The 14685-nt window shown below is 72.0% G+C and carries 15 protein-coding genes; 9 read left to right on the top strand and 6 right to left on the bottom strand.

The features are described 5' to 3' along the window. Positions 1-78: 78 nt before the first annotated feature. Together ACGFZK_RS13045 and ACGFZK_RS13040 are read left to right on the top strand one after the other, a co-directional pair. Entirely contained in the window at positions 79-675 is a 597-nt protein-coding gene (locus ACGFZK_RS13045; RefSeq protein WP_393848907.1) for a TIGR03086 family metal-binding protein, read from the top strand. A 132-nt stretch (positions 676-807) separates the two neighbouring features. Beyond that, complete coding sequence (locus tag ACGFZK_RS13040) at positions 808-1206, top strand: WhiB family transcriptional regulator (protein ID WP_393848906.1); 399 nt, start codon at positions 808-810, stop codon at positions 1204-1206. Positions 1207-1313: 107 nt separating this feature from the next. On the opposite strand, the gene glpX is transcribed toward ACGFZK_RS13040, so the two are convergent. Next, positions 1314-2345: a class II fructose-bisphosphatase gene (gene glpX / locus ACGFZK_RS13035; protein ID WP_393848905.1), complete on the bottom strand. Its 1032-nt coding sequence runs from the start codon at positions 2343-2345 to the stop codon at positions 1314-1316. A gap of 294 nt (positions 2346-2639) precedes the next feature. Here glpX and ACGFZK_RS13030 point away from each other — a divergent pair, with 294 nt between their 5' ends. Beyond that, positions 2640-3158: a DUF4245 domain-containing protein gene (locus ACGFZK_RS13030; RefSeq protein ID WP_393848949.1), complete on the top strand. Its 519-nt coding sequence runs from the start codon at positions 2640-2642 to the stop codon at positions 3156-3158. A gap of 262 nt (positions 3159-3420) precedes the next feature. Here the strand turns inward: ACGFZK_RS13030 and ACGFZK_RS13025 are convergent, their stop codons facing one another. The 4 genes from ACGFZK_RS13025 to ACGFZK_RS13010 all read right to left on the bottom strand — a co-directional run bounded on the left by ACGFZK_RS13025 (position 3421) and on the right by ACGFZK_RS13010 (position 7140). After that, positions 3421-4014: a malonic semialdehyde reductase gene (locus tag ACGFZK_RS13025; protein WP_393848904.1), complete on the bottom strand. Its 594-nt coding sequence runs from the start codon at positions 4012-4014 to the stop codon at positions 3421-3423. 150 nt (positions 4015-4164) lie between these two features. Beyond that, on the bottom strand, positions 4165-4383 hold the full coding sequence (locus tag ACGFZK_RS13020) for an exodeoxyribonuclease VII small subunit (RefSeq protein WP_030385819.1): 219 nt from the start codon (positions 4381-4383) through the stop codon (positions 4165-4167). Positions 4384-4437: 54 nt separating this feature from the next. Beyond that, positions 4438-5724 carry an exodeoxyribonuclease VII large subunit gene (gene xseA, locus ACGFZK_RS13015; protein ID WP_393848903.1) on the bottom strand — a complete coding sequence of 429 codons (1287 nt, stop codon included), beginning with the start codon at positions 5722-5724 and terminating at the stop codon, positions 4438-4440. 33 nt (positions 5725-5757) lie between these two features. Further along, complete coding sequence (locus tag ACGFZK_RS13010; RefSeq protein WP_393848902.1) at positions 5758-7140, bottom strand: APC family permease; 1383 nt, start codon at positions 7138-7140, stop codon at positions 5758-5760. Between the two features lie 86 nt (positions 7141-7226). Here ACGFZK_RS13010 and ACGFZK_RS13005 point away from each other — a divergent pair, with 86 nt between their 5' ends. Further along, positions 7227-8231 carry a 4-hydroxy-3-methylbut-2-enyl diphosphate reductase gene (locus ACGFZK_RS13005; protein ID WP_393848901.1) on the top strand — a complete coding sequence of 335 codons (1005 nt, stop codon included), beginning with the start codon at positions 7227-7229 and terminating at the stop codon, positions 8229-8231. 21 nt (positions 8232-8252) lie between these two features. Continuing rightward, the gene (gene ppgK, locus ACGFZK_RS13000; RefSeq protein WP_393848900.1) at positions 8253-9011 is read left to right on the top strand and encodes a polyphosphate--glucose phosphotransferase; all 759 of its coding nucleotides are present in this window, start codon (positions 8253-8255) and stop codon (positions 9009-9011) included. A gap of 69 nt (positions 9012-9080) precedes the next feature. Here ppgK and ACGFZK_RS12995 read toward each other — a convergent pair whose 3' ends face one another. Next, complete coding sequence (locus tag ACGFZK_RS12995) at positions 9081-9521, bottom strand: DUF6542 domain-containing protein (protein WP_393848899.1); 441 nt, start codon at positions 9519-9521, stop codon at positions 9081-9083. A 213-nt stretch (positions 9522-9734) separates the two neighbouring features. Here ACGFZK_RS12995 and ychF point away from each other — a divergent pair, with 213 nt between their 5' ends. The 4 genes from ychF (at position 9735) to ACGFZK_RS12975 (ending at position 14659) form a co-directional block, all read left to right on the top strand. Then, a complete protein-coding gene (gene ychF / locus ACGFZK_RS12990; RefSeq protein WP_314243580.1) occupies positions 9735-10823 on the top strand; it encodes a redox-regulated ATPase YchF in 1089 nt (362 codons plus the stop codon). A gap of 527 nt (positions 10824-11350) precedes the next feature. After that, positions 11351-11635, top strand: coding sequence for a type II toxin-antitoxin system Phd/YefM family antitoxin (locus ACGFZK_RS12985; protein ID WP_393848898.1), 285 nt, complete (start codon positions 11351-11353; stop codon positions 11633-11635). Then, entirely contained in the window at positions 11632-11886 is a 255-nt protein-coding gene (locus ACGFZK_RS12980; protein ID WP_393848897.1) for a Txe/YoeB family addiction module toxin, read from the top strand. Before ACGFZK_RS12985 ends, ACGFZK_RS12980 begins: the two co-directional genes overlap by 4 nt. A 1141-nt stretch (positions 11887-13027) precedes the next feature. Next, positions 13028-14659 carry a LuxR C-terminal-related transcriptional regulator gene (locus ACGFZK_RS12975; RefSeq protein ID WP_393848948.1) on the top strand — a complete coding sequence of 544 codons (1632 nt, stop codon included), beginning with the start codon at positions 13028-13030 and terminating at the stop codon, positions 14657-14659. The last annotated feature ends 26 nt before the right edge of the window (positions 14660-14685 follow it).

Here is a 14685-nt window from a genome sequence, read left to right as displayed (position 1 = left end):
GGCCCCAGTCCCAACACGCCGCCGATCCAACCAATTTCGGCCTACAGGGGACCACAGGCACCCCCTAGAGTCCGCGTCATGACCTCCAAGTGGGAATTGCTCGACCAGGCGTACGCGACGCTGCGCGAGGCCGTCGCGGGGGTGCCCGCCGACGGCTGGGACCGCCCGACCCCGTGTGCCCAGTGGAACGTCACCCAGGTCCTCCAGCACGCCGCGGGCGACCAGCTCGCGTACGCCGCCCGCCTGACCGGCGGGCCCGGCCCCGCGGAGGACCCCTTCGCGCCCTCCGGCACCCTGGCCGGTCCTCCTGCGGGCCTGCTGGACCCGGCGCTCGCGGCCGCGGCCGAGGCCTTCTCCGCCGTCGCTCCCGGCGACCTCGACGTGGCGGTGCCGCTGCCGCCCTTCGCCGTACCGGCCGAGACGGCCGTCGGCGCCGCCGCCCTCGACGCTGCCGTGCACGCGTGGGACATCGCCGTCGCCACGGGCCGCCCGCCCGCCCTGACCGACGCTCTGGCCGCCGCCCTGCGCCCGGCCGCCGACGCCCTCGCCGAGCCGTTGCGCGGCTTCGCCTACGGCCCGGTGTTCCCCCTCGGGCCCGGCGCCGGCCACGGCGCCGCCGCGGACCTCCTGGCCTTCCTGGGGCGCGATCCCGCATGGGCCGCGCCCGGGGCGTGACGGGCCGCCCGGCGGGGGTTCGTTTCGGCCGAACCCCCGTCGGCGCGTGGCGCGTGGTGCATAGGGGCGCGTACAGCGGGTAGGGACAGGTGCGTCGTCTCTCGCTCACGTATACGTCGTCAGGAGTAGACCGTGCCGCATCCGCCGCATCAGTCCTTGCAGGTAGCCGCCGTCCAGGGTCTTCCGGGGCGGACGGCGGCCGTGCCGAAGCCGCGGGTGCCGGCAAGGGCGGAAGACGGCCCATGGCACGCGGAGGCGGTGTGCCGCCGCGACGAGGCGGGGCTCTTCTTCGCGCCGTCCAAGGAGCCGACCGCGGCCCGGCTCTCCCGCGAGGACGCCGCCAAGCGCGTCTGTGCCCGCTGCCCCGTGATGGTCGCCTGCCGGGAGCACGCACTGCTGCAGCCCGAGCCGTACGGGGTGTGGGGCGGGCTCACCGCGGCCGAGCGCCGGGTGGTGCTGGCGCGGATGCGGCGCAGGGCCGCCGAGCTGCGCCAGGCCCCGGGGGCCGGGCCGATCGCCGCGGCGGGCTGAGCCGGTCGCCGCCCGCCGGTGGCCGACGCCCGACCGCATGCGGATGTGCGGGAGGGGCGGTCACCGCCGCACGCGGTGACCGCCCCTCCCGTTTCCCGCGGTGCTGCCTACTGCGCGCGGTCGAAGTCGATCGCGCTGTACGCGCGCAGCTTCGACAGGCGGTGCGTGGAGTCGATCTGCCGGATCGTGCCCGACTTCGAGCGCATGACCAGCGAGGACGTGGTCGCGGTCTCCGAGCGGTAGTGGACGCCGCGCAGCAGCTCGCCGTCGGTGATGCCGGTGGCGACGAAGAAGACGTTGTCGCCGGACACCAGGTCGTTCGTGGTCAGGACGCGGTCCAGGTCGTGGCCGGCGTCGAGCGCGCGCTGGCGCTCGGCCTCGTCCTTCGGCCAGAGCTTGCCCTGGATGGTGCCGCCGAGGCACTTTATGGCGCACGCCGAGATGATGCCCTCGGGGGTGCCGCCGATGCCGAGGAGCAGGTCGACGCCGGTGCCCTCGCGCACGGCCATGACCGAGCCCGCGACGTCGCCGTCGGAGATGAACTTGATGCGGGCGCCGGTCTCGCGGATCTCCTTGACGATGCCCTCGTGGCGGGGGCGGTCCAGGATGACCACGGTGACGTCCTCGACGGCCATGTTCTTGGCCTTGGCGACCCGGCGGATGTTCACCGAGACGGGTGCGTTGATGTCGACGAAGTCGGCGGCCTCGGGGCCGGTGACCAGCTTCTCCATGTAGAACACCGCGGACGGGTCGAACATGGTGCCGCGGTCGGCGGCGGCCAGGACGGCGATGGCGTTCGGCATGCCCTTGGCGTTCAGGGTGGTGCCGTCGATCGGGTCCACGGCGATGTCGACCTCGGCGCCCGTGCCGTCGCCGACCCGCTCGCCGTTGAAGAGCATGGGGGCCTCGTCCTTCTCCCCCTCGCCGATGACGACGACGCCGTTCATCGAGACGGTGGAGATCAGGGTGCGCATCGCGTTGACCGCGGCACCGTCCGCGCCGATCTTGTCGCCGCGTCCGACCCACCGGCCCGCGGCCATGGCGGCGGCCTCGGTGACCCGTACGAGTTCCAGTGCGAGGTTGCGGTCGGGGGCCTCCGGAGAGACTTCGAGCTGGGGCGGCAGGTTGTGCTCGGTCATCGGAGCGCACCTTTCTGTACGGCGACGGCCGGGAAGTGAGGGTGCTGGAACTCTATCGGTACGTCGACATATTGAGCAGGGCGGGTCACGTATGAGCGGCATATCGGTCAATCGATTGTCCTGAGCGGACGTCTTGCGGGTGACGTTCCGCTGTCTTGTCCGCTGTCCTGCCCGATGTCTCGCGGACGATGTGCGGCCCTTCCGGGACTCTCAGGGTCCGCCGACACGGGCCGCACCGCGACCCCGGCGGTGATCGCCGCCCCGTGATGCGGGACGATGGGTCGCGTGGCAGGTATGAAAGGCAAGCAGACGGTCTGGGACATGGTCCGGTCGCTGGGGGTGATCGGCATCGTCGTCGCCGGGATCTACCTCTTCGTCCCGCATGACGAGAAGGCCGACCCGACGATCGCGGTCGACTACCGGGTGGAGACCCTGACGGCCCGGCGCGCGGCCCCGTACCCGGTCGCGGCCCCCGTGGGGCTCCAGGAGCAGTGGCGGGCGACCTCGGTGACGTACGAGCGCAAGAACGCCAACGCCTGGCACCTGGGCTTCCTCGACCCGGAGCAGCAGTACGTGGCGGTGGAGCAGTCCACGGACACCTCGGCCAAGTACCTCGCCAAGGTCACCCAGCACGCGACGGCCACCGGCCGGACGCAGCAGGTCGGCGACACCACGTGGGAGCGCTGGGACGGCGAGAAGTACGACGCCCTCGTGCGGCAGGAGCAGGGCTACGTCACGGTGGTGACCGGAACGGCCCCCTTCGAGCAGCTGGGCACGCTGGCGGCGACGCTGGAGTTCAAGCAGGGCAAGTAAGGCAAGTGGGGCGAGTAGGGCGCGTGGGTCAAGCGGGGCGAGCAGCCCCGGCCACGTAAGCGAACAGGGCCGTGGGGGGGGGGGGGGGGGGGGGGGGGGGGGGGGGGGGGGGGGGGGGGGGGGGGGGGGGGGGGCGGGGGGGGGGGGCGGGGGGGGCCGGCCCCCCCCGCCCCCCCCCCCCCCCCCCCCCCCCCCCCCCCCCCCCCCCCCCCCCCCCCCCCCCCCCCCCCCACGGCCCTGTTCGCGTGTGCTGCGGCGGCGATCAGACGGTCGTGACGACCTCGTCGAAGGCCAGGCGCGGGGAACGGTCGAACCAGGCACCCTCGGCGGCCGGCTTGCCGATGTTGATGACCATGATCGGCGTGTGGTCGGCGTCCAGGAACTCCTTCTGGATGCCGGCGAAGTCGGCGCCGGTCATCGGGCCCGCGGCCAGGCCGGCGGCGCGGACGCCGATGATGAAGTACGCGGCCTGCAGCGCGGAGTTCAGCAGCGCGGACTGCTCGCGGACCGGGCGCTCGGAGAAGAACGCGTCCTTGGCCTGCGGGAAGTGCGGCAGCAGCTGCGGGAGCTCCTCGTGGAACTCGTTGTCCGCGGAGAGGATCGCGACCAGCGGAGCGGTGGCGGTCTTGGCGTCGTTGCCCTTGGCCATGTGCTGCACGAGGCGCTCGCGGGCCTCGGGGGAGCGGACCAGGGTGATGCGCAGCGGGGTCTGGTTGAAGGCGGTGGGGCCGAACTTCACCAGGTCGTATATCGCCTGGACCTGCTCCTCGGTGACCGGCTCGTCGGAGAACGAGTTGGCGGTGCGGGCCTCGCGGAACAGCAGGTCCTGCGCGGCGGAGTCAAGAACGAGAGACATCGGGAAAGCCTTCTTCCGTACGGAGGTGAAGCGATGTCCCAGACTCTACGGCGAAAGTAGATGAATTTTCAACTAAATCTGCCTCCTGGTGACCGGGATCACTTCCGGGGCCCCCGGCCCCTCCCCGGTCGCTCCCGCCGCCCTCCCGGGTCACTCCTCCTCGGCCGGCTCGCGCGCCGCCAGCGCCGAGTCCAGCCGGGCGCGCGCCCCCTCCAGCCAGTGCCGGCAGACCTTCGCCAGCTCCTCGCCGCGCTCCCACAGCGCGAGGGAGTCCTCCAGCGAGGTCCCGCCGGCCTCCAGCTTGCGGACGACCTCGATGAGCTCGTCGCGGGCCTGCTCGTACCCCAGCGCCGTTCCGGCCTCTGTCATTCCCGTATCCATCCTCTGTGTGTCGTGCGACCACGTGATCGCGAGCGTGTGTCGCTACTCCGAAGCGACTGTTGCGGCGGAGGGGTCCGTCGGCTCCGCGGCCTCCGGGGAGTGCGCGGCCTCCGGGGGCTCCACCGAGGCGACCTCCACCGAGAACGTGCCCTCCGCCACCCGTGCGCGCAGCACCTCGCGCGGCGCCACCTCCTGCGGTGAGCGCACCACATGCCCGTCGGCCCGCTGCAGTACGGCGTACCCCCGCTCCAGGGTCGCGGCCGGGGACAGCGCCACCACCCGGGCGAGGGTGTGGGCCAGTTCCGAGTCGGCCCGGTCCAGCAGGTGCCCCAGCGTGCGCCGGGCGCGGGCCAGCAGGGCGTCCAGCTCGTCCTCGCGGATCTCCACCATCCGCTGGGGGTGGACGAAGACCGGCCGGGCCAGGGCGTGCGCGAGGCCCCGCTCCTCCCGGTCGAGCAGCCCGGTGACCGCGCGCCGCCCCCGGGCCTGCAGCTGGCGTACCCGCTCCAGCTCCTCGCCGACGTCCGGGACCACCTTCTTCGCCGCGTCCGTGGGCGTGGAGGCCCGTACGTCCGCGACCAGGTCCAGCAGCGGGGAGTCCGGCTCGTGGCCGATCGCCGAGACCACCGGGGTGCGGGCCGCCGCGACCGTCCGGACGACCTCCTCGTCGGAGAACGGCAGCAGGTCCTCCACGCTGCCGCCGCCGCGCGCCACGATGATCACGTCGACCTCGTCCAGGGCGTCGAGCTCCTTGACCGCCTGGACCACCTGGGGCACCGCGTGCACCCCCTGGACGGCCACGTTGCGCACCTCGAAGCGGACCGCCGGCCAGCGGCGCCGGGCGTTCTCCAGGACGTCGCGCTCGGCCGCCGAGGCCCGCCCGACCACCAGCCCGATCAGCTGCGGCAGGAAGGGCAGAGGCTTCTTGCGCTCCAGTGCGAAGAGCCCCTCGGAGGCAAGGGACCGCTTGAGGCGCTCCAGCCGGGCGAGGAGCTCCCCGATGCCGACGGGCCGTATTTCCGTGGCCCGCAGGGACAGCTGCCCGCGCGGGGCGTACCACTCGGGCTTGGCCAGCAGGACGACCCGGGCACCCTCCGAGACCACGTCCGCGACCTCGTCGTAGACCTGGCGGAAGCAGGTCACGCTGACCGAGATGTCGTGCGAGGGGTCGCGCAGCGTCAGGAAGACCACCCCCGCCCCCGGCCGCCGCGAGAGCTGCGTGATCTGCCCCTCCACCCACACCTGACCGAGCCGATCGATCCAGCCCCCGATGAGCCGGGACACCTGGCCTACCGGCAGCGGCGCCTCGGCCGACGTATTCAGACCCATGCACGCAGGCTATCCGGCGCCGCCGACAGCGCGTCAGGCTCCGGCGCCGGTGTCGTCGGGGACGTCCCGCCGCCGCCCGCGCTGGACGGCCAGCACCGCCAGGCCCGCCGCCAGCCACACCGCCCCCACCAGCCGGGCCGTCCAGGACGCCTCGAAGATCACCGCGACGGTCACGGCCGCACCCAGCACCGGCACCACCAGGTGCTTCCACCAGTTCGGCGCGCCCCCCTGCCGCTTGACCACGAACCAGCCCACCACCGAGGCGTGCAGCAGGGTGAAGGCCACCAGCGCCCCGACGTCCACGACCGACACCAGCTGGTCGAGCCCGTCGTCGCGGCGGGCCGCCCACACGGCCGCGACCAGCGTGATGGTGGCCGCCACCAGCAGGGCGGGCCGCGGGGTGCCGTCCGAGGTGCGGGCGAGCACCCGCGGCAGCCGCCGCTCCCGGGCCATCGCGAACACCAGCCGCCCGGCCGCCGCCTGCCCGGCCAGCGCCGCGAAGGCCGCCCCGATCGCCTTGCCGGCGGCCACCAGGTCGTGCAGCCAGGAGCCGGCCGCGGACTCCACCGCGTTGTAGAAGGCCGGGCCCTGCTGCGCCGGATCCGCCGCCAGCTCCGCCGCGGACACGGGCATGAGCAGCGCCGCCAGATAGCTCTGGGCGATGAACAGGAACCCGGCCAGCGCCAGGCAGAACAGGACCGCCCGCGCCACCCGCTGCGATCCCCCCGTCACCTCCTCGGCGAAGGAGGCGATGGCGTCGAAGCCCAGGTAGGACAGGACCGCGACCGACACCGCGCCCAGCACCGCGGCCGTGCTGAAGCCGAGCGAGCCGTCACCGGTCAGCGGCGACAGCCAGCCGCGCCGCGCCCCGCCCTGGACCAGCACGGTCACCGCGGCGACCAGGAAGACCAGCAGGACCAGGATCTCCATGGCCAGTACGGCGAAGCCCACGCGCGCGGCCGCCCGTACGCCCCACAGGTTGAGCAGGGTGGTGATCACGACGGCCAGGGCCGTCCACACCCACCGGGAGACCTCCGGCACCAGCGCGTTCATCGCGATCCCCGAGAAGAGGTACGCGACCGCCGGGATCAGCAGGTAGTCGAGCATCGCCATCCACCCGGCGATCAGCCCGGGGCCCTCGCCGAGCCCCTTTCGGGCGTACGTGAAGACCGAGCCGGCCTGCGGGGCGACCCGCACCATCTGCGCGTACGAGAAGGCCGTGAAGGCCATCGCCACGGTCGCGCAGAGGTAGACGAGGGCGACGGCTCCGTGCGACTTGGCGTCGAGCGTGCCGAAGATCCCGACCGGGGCCATGGGGGCGATGAACAGCAGCCCGTAGACGACCAGGTCCCGGAAGCCGAGGCTCCGCCGCAACGCCGTGGGCGCCGTCGCACTGGAATCCGTAACGGAAGCCATCCGTCCTCCGGGGTGTGGGCGGGACAGGCTGTCGGGCAAGTGTGTGTCGTACGGGGGACGTCCGGCCTGCTGGAGACCCCCGTACGATGGAGCACATGACTGCTCCCGCCCCCGCTCCCGCTTCCCGCCGTGTCCTGCTCGCCGCGCCCCGCGGCTACTGCGCGGGCGTGGACCGAGCCGTGATCGCCGTCGAGAAAGCCCTTGAGCAGTACGGTGCGCCGGTCTACGTCCGCCACGAGATCGTGCACAACAAGTACGTCGTCCAGACGCTGGAGCGGAAGGGCGCCATCTTCGTCGAGCGGACGGAGGAGGTGCCCGAGGGCTCCATCGTGATGTTCTCCGCGCACGGCGTGGCGCCGGTGGTGCACGAGGAGGCCGCGCGCGGCAAGCTCGCGACGATCGACGCGACCTGCCCGCTGGTCACCAAGGTGCACAAGGAAGCCATCCGGTACGCGAACGAGGACTTCGACATCCTCCTCATCGGCCACGAGGGCCACGAGGAGGTCATCGGCACCTCCGGCGAGGCCCCGGACCACATCACGATCGTCGACGGCCCGCACGACGTGGACAAGGTCACCGTCCGCGACGAGTCCAAGGTCGTCTGGCTCTCCCAGACCACCCTCTCGGTCGACGAGACCATGGAGACGGTCGACGCGCTGAAGACCAAGTTCCCGCTGCTCGTCTCCCCGCCGAGCGACGACATCTGCTACGCCACCTCGAACCGCCAGGCGGCGGTCAAGGTGATGGGCGGCGACTCCGACCTGGTCATCGTGGTCGGCTCGAAGAACTCCTCGAACTCGATCCGGCTCGTCGAGGTCGCCAAGGACGCCGGCGCCAAGGCCGCGTACCTGGTCGACTTCGCGAGCGAGATCGAGGAGGCCTGGCTGGAGGGCGTCACCACGGTCGGCCTCACCTCGGGCGCCTCGGTGCCGGAGGTCCTGGTCGAGGAGGTCCTGGAGTGGCTGGCGGTGCGCGGTTACGCGGACGTGGAGATCGTCAAGACCGCCGAGGAGTCGATCGTCTTCTCGCTGCCGAAGGAACTTCGCCGCGATCTGCGTGCCGAGGCTGCGGAACTGGTCGCCGACAAGTAACTCGTTTCGTACGGTATGTCCATGCAGATCTTCGGCGTGGACATCGGCGGAACCGGGATCAAGGGCGCTCCCGTGGACTTGGAGCGCGGCGACCTGGCGCAGGAGCGTCACAAAGTACTGACACCGCATCCGGCCAGCCCCGAGGGGGTGGCCGGATGCGTCGGCGAGGTGGTGCGCCACTTCGGCTGGGACGGACCGCTCGGGGTCACCTTCCCGGGCGTGGTCACGGGCGGCGTCACCCGCTCGGCGGCCAACATGGACAAGTCCTGGATCGGCGTCGACACGGCGGCGCTGCTCTCGCGCGAGCTGGGCGGCATGCCGGTCACGGTCCTGAACGACGCGGACGCGGCGGGCGTCGCGGAGATGACGTACGGGGCCGGGCGCGGGCGGGGCGGCACGGTCCTCCTGCTCACCCTGGGGACGGGCATCGGGAGCGCCCTGTTCACGGACGGGCGGCTGGTCCCGAACTCGGAGCTCGGGCACCTGGAGCTGAAGGGCCACGACGCGGAGACGCGGGCGTCGGTCAAGGCCAAGGAGGACCACGACCTCACGTGGGAGCACTGGGCGCACCGCGTGCAGAAGTACCTCCAGCACGTGGAGATGCTGTTCTCCCCGGACCTCTTCATCATCGGCGGCGGCGTCAGCCGCAAGCCCGAGAAGTTCCTGCCGCTGATCGAGGGCGTGCGGGCCGAGATCGTCCCGGCGAAGCTGCAGAACAACGCGGGCATCGTGGGAGCGGCGATGGCGGCGAGGGCGGCGAAGGCGGAGACGAAGAAGTAGGGGGCGGGGCCGGTCTCCTGGGTGCCCCCCCCGGGCGACCCCTGGGCGACCCCTGGGCGATGCGGGCGACTACTGGGCGACGCGCCTGGGCATCCGCCGCCTGCCGATCAGTACGGCCTTGCGCACGACGGCGATCAGCGCGGCGACCAGGGTCCCGGCGTAGAGCCACCCCGCGTGCAGGGACAGCGCGGACACCAGCCCCATCAGCTGCCCGCCGAGGCCGCCGGAGCCGCCCGAGATGGGCCACACTCCGGCGGCGAAGGCGATGGGCACGCCGATCGGCGCGGTGATCAGGTCGGCGGGCCGCACCCAGAGCGCGGTGGCGGCCGCTACGGGCAGGAAGAGCAGCCCGTAGACGAAGAGCGAGGAACCGAAGAGCAGCCAGCAGATACCGGCCACCAGCACCATGGCGGCGCACGCGAACAGCCCGCCGCCGAGCCCGGTCAACCGGGGCCGGGGCATCCGCCGCGCGAGCGCGGGCCGCCGCGGGCCGCCTGCCTGGGCGGGCACCGCCGTGGCCCGGGGTCCCCCGCGCTGGGCCGGGGGTCGCTGCGGGTGAGGGGCCGATCGCGTCCTGTATTGCTCCACGCCTCCACGCTAGGCGGGGCGAGCGCGGTATCCGTGTGGGGACACGCGTACAACGAGTGCCACTCATCGGAAAGTAAACTGTCCGGTGGCCCACTCCCGGGCCGCCGCCCCCTCCAGCTACGGGAAGTCGCCAACGTGTCGCTCACGATCGGAATCGTCGGCCTGCCGAATGTCGGCAAGTCGACCCTGTTCAACGCCCTGACCAAGAACGACGTGCTGGCGGCCAACTACCCGTTCGCCACGATCGAGCCGAACGTCGGCGTCGTCGGCGTGCCGGACCAGCGCCTGGCCGTCCTCGCGGGCATTTTCGGATCGCAGCGGGTCCTCCCGGCGACGGTCGACTTCGTCGACATCGCGGGCATCGTGCGCGGAGCCTCGGAGGGTGAGGGCCTCGGCAACAAGTTCCTCGCGAACATCCGCGAGTCGGACGCCATCTGCCAGGTCATCCGCGCCTTCAAGGACGAGAACGTCGTCCACGTCGACGGCAAGGTCTCGCCGAAGGACGACATCGAGACGATCAACACCGAGCTGATTCTCGCCGACCTCCAGTCCATCGAGAAGGCCGAGCCGCGCCTGACGAAGGAGTCCCGCCTCCAGAAGGAGAAGGTCGCGGTCCTCGCGGCCGTCGTCGAGGCGAAGAAGATCCTCGAAGCGGGCGACACCCTCTTCTCCAAGGGCATCACCAAGGGCACGGAGCAGGGCGACCTCCTCCACGAGCTCCACCTGCTCACCACGAAGCCCTTCCTCTACGTCTTCAACGTGGACGAGGACGAGCTGACGGACGACGCCTTCAAGGCCGAGCAGAGCGCGCTCGTCGCCCCGGCCGAGGCGATCTTCCTGAACGCCAAGCTGGAGCAGGACCTCTCCGAGCTGGACGACGAGGAGGCCCTCGAACTCCTCCAGTCGGTCGGCCAGGAGGAGCCCGGCCTCGCCACCCTCGGCCGCGTCGGCTTCGCCACCCTGGGCCTGCAGACCTACCTGACGGCCGGCCCGAAGGAAACCCGCGCCTGGACCATCAAGCAGGGCGCCACGGCCCCGGAGGCGGCCGGTGTGATCCACACCGACTTCCAGCGCGGCTTCATCAAGGCCGAGGTCATCTCCTTCGCGGACCTGGTCGCCTGCGGCTCGGTGGCCGAGGCCCGCGCCAAGGGCAAGGCCCGCATGGAGGGCAAGGACTACGTCATGCAGGACGGCGACGTGGTCGAGTTCCGCTTCAACGTGTAAACGTATACCCGCACACGGCCTGACCTGCGAACACGCGGGTCAGGTCGTTCTGCTGTCCGCAACAGTCCGCAGCACGGTTCGACCCCCGAGGAGGGGTGCAGCGCGCCACGACTTGCGGGCCAGCGGCGTCTGTCGACTCCGCTGGCGGTGACGTAGCGAAGTCGCATCGCTGCCACGTCCTCCACAAGGATCCTTCGCACTGCAGGCGCACTCCCGCGCAGACGTTGCCGTGTACGTGCGTTAGCGACCGGCGCGACCCAACGCTCGCCAACGGGGAAATGGCTGGTCAGGGCGCCGTTCGGGGCTCCGTCGCAGGTCAGGATCGAGCCGCAGGCATTCCGCTTCAATGTGTGAGTGGCTCGCTACTGCGAGTAAGGGGTCGTCGAGTTCGCAGGCGGCAGGGGGTCGGCTTCTCCTGGGAAAGAAACAGGGGGCCGGGAGGCGCGATTCTTCGTCGGGCGGTTGCCCTGCCCGGAAGTGCTGAAAGTGGTACGTTATTCGGTACCGCTATGGGTAAGGGGCAGGGCATGTCCATAACTGCGAGCGAAGCCCGCAAGGCGCTCTTTCCGCTGATCAAGAAGGTCAACGACAACCACGAGGCCATCGAGATCGTCTCCAAGCACGGCAATGCGGTGCTCATTGCGGCCGAGGACTATGCGGCGCTGCGCGAAGGCTCGTACCTCCTGCGCTCGCCGGCGAACGCTCGCCGGCTGCTCAAGGCGTACGAGAACGCCCTGACCAACATCAACGTGTCCGAGCGAGAGCTGATCGACCCCGACTCGCCGGATGCGGCACACGAGGGTGCCGAGTGAGGCTCGTCTTCGAGGACCAGGGCTGGGAGGACTACACGTCCTGGCTCAGGAACGATCGCAAGATGCTCGCTCGGATCAATAAGCTCATCGAGGACGTCAAGCGTGACCCCTTCACGGGGATCGGTAAGCCCGAGCCGCTGAAGTACCACTTGCCGGGGGCTTGGTCGCGGCGGATCGACGACGAGCACCGTCTCGTCTATCTGGTGACGGACAAGGGGATCGTCATCCTCGCCGCCCGGTACCACTATTGATAGATGAGCGTTCGCTGTGCCCAAGGGGACTGGGAGCGGGAGCGGGCGGCCCGGTAGCGGTCTTGCCCGAGTCCCAGAACCGCGAAAGGCCCCCCCCTGCCGCGGTGTGCGGCGAAGGGGAGCATCGGAGAGCTGACCGTCTACCGGATCGGATCCGGTTCTCGTCGTCCTCGTTCCATGGGCGGGGCGGGGTTCGGCGGGCCGGTGCGGGCTGTGCGACGGGTCCCAGAAGCGGGGAGACGGAGCGTCGTCCTCGCTCGTTTCCACCGATACCGGCCCCGCTCCCATTCGTTTGTGCTGCTCTCCGCCGTCCTCGGCGTGAACGTGCTCGCACCCGGGTCCACGTCCGTATCGGCGAACGGCGGACCCCCGGGGGCCGGGGAGCGGGTCGGCCAGGGACCGGTGGTGTTCCCTTCGCCCGAAGGCTCGTCCTCCGGGCCGGTCGACCACCCCTCCTCCGTGGTCGTCCCCATCCCACAGCGGGCCCCCGACGGTCGCTTCGTTCCGTGCGCCCACGGGTGGGGCGAGGAGGTGGCGGAAGAGCTCGGGCACTCCTCGTCGCTGGCCGCGCCGCGACCTGGGCCGGCGGGCCGATCATGTCGACCGCCTTCTCGATTTCGTTCTCGTGGCGGGCGAGCCACCACACCACCGCGCTGCCCGCGCTCTTGAGCACGTCGTCACCGAGGTAGCGCCGCTTGTTGCGCTCGTGCTGACGCTCGTACTCCCAGATCTCCTCGTCCTTGCGAAGGTCGTTCAGCTTCTCGCAGGTCAGGGTCGGGCCGCATGCGTTCCGCTTCAACTTCTGAGCGGATGACATAACAGCACGTCACTGACGCGGTAAACATGCAGCTCAGAAGGGGCCTGTCTCGGTTGGGGCCGGCCCCTTCTGTGCTCCCCATGCTGACGCGGTGCTGTCTCTTCAGCTGCTCCACCGCGCCTCACCTCGTCCGGTTCGCGAGCAGCCTCGCTGTCGCGAACGGCGAGGAAGGGGTTGCGGCCGAGTTGCGCAGGCACCTCGACACCGCCGAGAACCCGTAGGCCGGTCCGCGGCCGGGGTCGGCGAAAGCAGGCGGCATCGTGTGGGCGGCGGTACCTACTCTGGGGAGAGGGGCGGGCAGGCTCGGGAGAGGAGCCGCGCGTGATGCAGGGTCCGGGCGTCGGGGAACGGGCCAGGGAGGCCGTCGCCCGTGAGGCGTGGGGCGAGGCCTACCGGGCGTTGAGCGGCGTCGACGCGGATCTCCTCGACGCCGACGACCTCGCCGCGCTCGCCGACGCCGCCTGGTGGACCGGCCGCGTCGACGAGTCCGTCGAGGCCCGGGCGAAGGCCTACGCCGGGTACGCGCACCGGGGCGATGCCCGGCGGGCCGGCTACTGCGCGTGGATGCTCTTCTACGAGCACCAGCTGGCCGGGCGCTCCGCCACGGCCGCCGGCTGGCTGGGCCGGGCGCGTGAGCAGCTGGGCGGTGAGCCCGAGTGCGTCGAGCAGTGCTACCTCGCCTGGGTCGACACCGAGGAGGCGCAGGCGCGCGGTGCCTTCGGTGAGGCCATGGACCGGGCCCGCCGGATGGCCGGCATCGCGCGGAGCTGCGGCAGCGCGGATCTGCTGGCGATGAGCACCCAGGCCCGGGCGGGCGTACTGCTCGCCGAGGGCCGGGTTCCCGAAGGGCTCGCGCTGGTCGACGACGCCATGTGCGCGGCCACGGCGGGCGAGCTGAGTGCCTTCTTCACCGGGTGGATCCTCTGCCTCGGCCTGCAGCAGTGCATGGCGTGCGCCGACCTCGAACGGGCCGCGGAGTGGACCGACGCGGCCATGGCCTGGTGCGCCTCCATGCCCGAGGAGAACAACTTCCGCGGGCTGTGCCGCGTCCACCGGGCCCAGGTGCTGGAGCTGCGCGGCTCCTGGCCGCAGGCCGTCACGGAGGCGGCCCTGACCTGCGAGGAGCTGCTGCCGTACGAGACGTCGACCGCCGCGGAGGCGGTGTACCTGGCGGGTGAGATCCAGCGCAGGCGGGGCGAGCGGGCCGCGGCCGGGGCCTCGTACGCCCGGGCCCACGAGCTCGGGCGGGACCCGCAGCCGGGGCTCGCCCTGTTGCTCCTCGCCCAGGGGAAGGCCGAGGCCTCGCAGGCCGCGCTGCAGGTCGCCCTCGCCGCGGCGGGCGGACAGCGCCGGCGGGAGCGGCTGCTCGCGGCCCAGGTGGAGATCTCCCTCGCCCTGGGGCGGCTCGACCGGGCCCGTGAGGCGGCCGGTGAGCTGGCGGCCGCCGCCGACGCGTGGCAGCGGCGGTGCGAGTCGGACCGCACCCCGCCGCACGCGACCGCGGCGTGGGCGGGCGGCGCCGTGTCCTTCGCCGAGGGCGATCTGCCGCGCGCACTGCCGCTGCTGCACCGGGCGCTGGAGCTGTGGCTGGAGCTCGGGGTTCCGTACGAGGCCGCGCAGGTCAGGGTGGTCCTGGCCGCGGCCGACCGGGCCGGCGGGGACGAGGAGGGCGCCCGGCTCGAACTGCGGGCCGCCCACACGGTCTTCGAGGCACTGGGCGCGGTCCCCGACGCCCGCCGGGCGGCGGCCCTGCTGCGGCTTCCGGGCGGACTCACCGCGCGGGAGATCGACGTACTCCGTCTGGTCGCCGCCGGGCGCACCAACCGGGCCATCGCCGCCGAGCTCACCATCAGCGAGCACACCGTGGCCCGGCACCTCAACAACGTCTTCGCCAAGATCGACGTGTCCTCGCGGGCCGCCGCCACCGCCTACGTCTACACGCACGGCCTGGTCTGACGGGCGGCGCGTGAGCCGCGTGAACC

This window comes from Streptomyces sp. NPDC048257, from assembly GCF_043201855.1.
Classification (GTDB): domain Bacteria; phylum Actinomycetota; class Actinomycetes; order Streptomycetales; family Streptomycetaceae; genus Streptomyces.
The sequence above is the reverse complement of the archived record's forward strand: the minus strand, read 5'-3'. Positions and strand labels throughout refer to the sequence as shown.

What these genes read in the sequence shown, in the direction of transcription:
- ACGFZK_RS13020 (WP_030385819.1), bottom strand. Translation starts at nt 4,383, where the DNA reads ATGACAGAGGCCGGAACGGCGCTGGGGTACGAGCAGGCCCGCGACGAG.
- ACGFZK_RS13005 (WP_393848901.1), top strand. Translation starts at nt 7,227, where the DNA reads ATGGAGCACATGACTGCTCCCGCCCCCGCTCCCGCTTCCCGCCGTGTC.
- ppgK (WP_393848900.1), top strand. Translation starts at nt 8,253, where the DNA reads ATGCAGATCTTCGGCGTGGACATCGGCGGAACCGGGATCAAGGGCGCT.
- xseA (WP_393848903.1), bottom strand. Translation starts at nt 5,724, where the DNA reads ATGGGTCTGAATACGTCGGCCGAGGCGCCGCTGCCGGTAGGCCAGGTG.
- ACGFZK_RS13030 (WP_393848949.1), top strand. Translation starts at nt 2,640, where the DNA reads ATGAAAGGCAAGCAGACGGTCTGGGACATGGTCCGGTCGCTGGGGGTG.
- glpX (WP_393848905.1), bottom strand. Translation starts at nt 2,345, where the DNA reads ATGACCGAGCACAACCTGCCGCCCCAGCTCGAAGTCTCTCCGGAGGCC.
- ACGFZK_RS13045 (WP_393848907.1), top strand. Translation starts at nt 79, where the DNA reads ATGACCTCCAAGTGGGAATTGCTCGACCAGGCGTACGCGACGCTGCGC.
- ACGFZK_RS13025 (WP_393848904.1), bottom strand. Translation starts at nt 4,014, where the DNA reads ATGTCTCTCGTTCTTGACTCCGCCGCGCAGGACCTGCTGTTCCGCGAG.
- ACGFZK_RS13010 (WP_393848902.1), bottom strand. Translation starts at nt 7,140, where the DNA reads ATGGCTTCCGTTACGGATTCCAGTGCGACGGCGCCCACGGCGTTGCGG.
- ACGFZK_RS12985 (WP_393848898.1), top strand. Translation starts at nt 11,351, where the DNA reads ATGTCCATAACTGCGAGCGAAGCCCGCAAGGCGCTCTTTCCGCTGATC.
- ACGFZK_RS12975 (WP_393848948.1), top strand. Translation starts at nt 13,028, where the DNA reads ATGCAGGGTCCGGGCGTCGGGGAACGGGCCAGGGAGGCCGTCGCCCGT.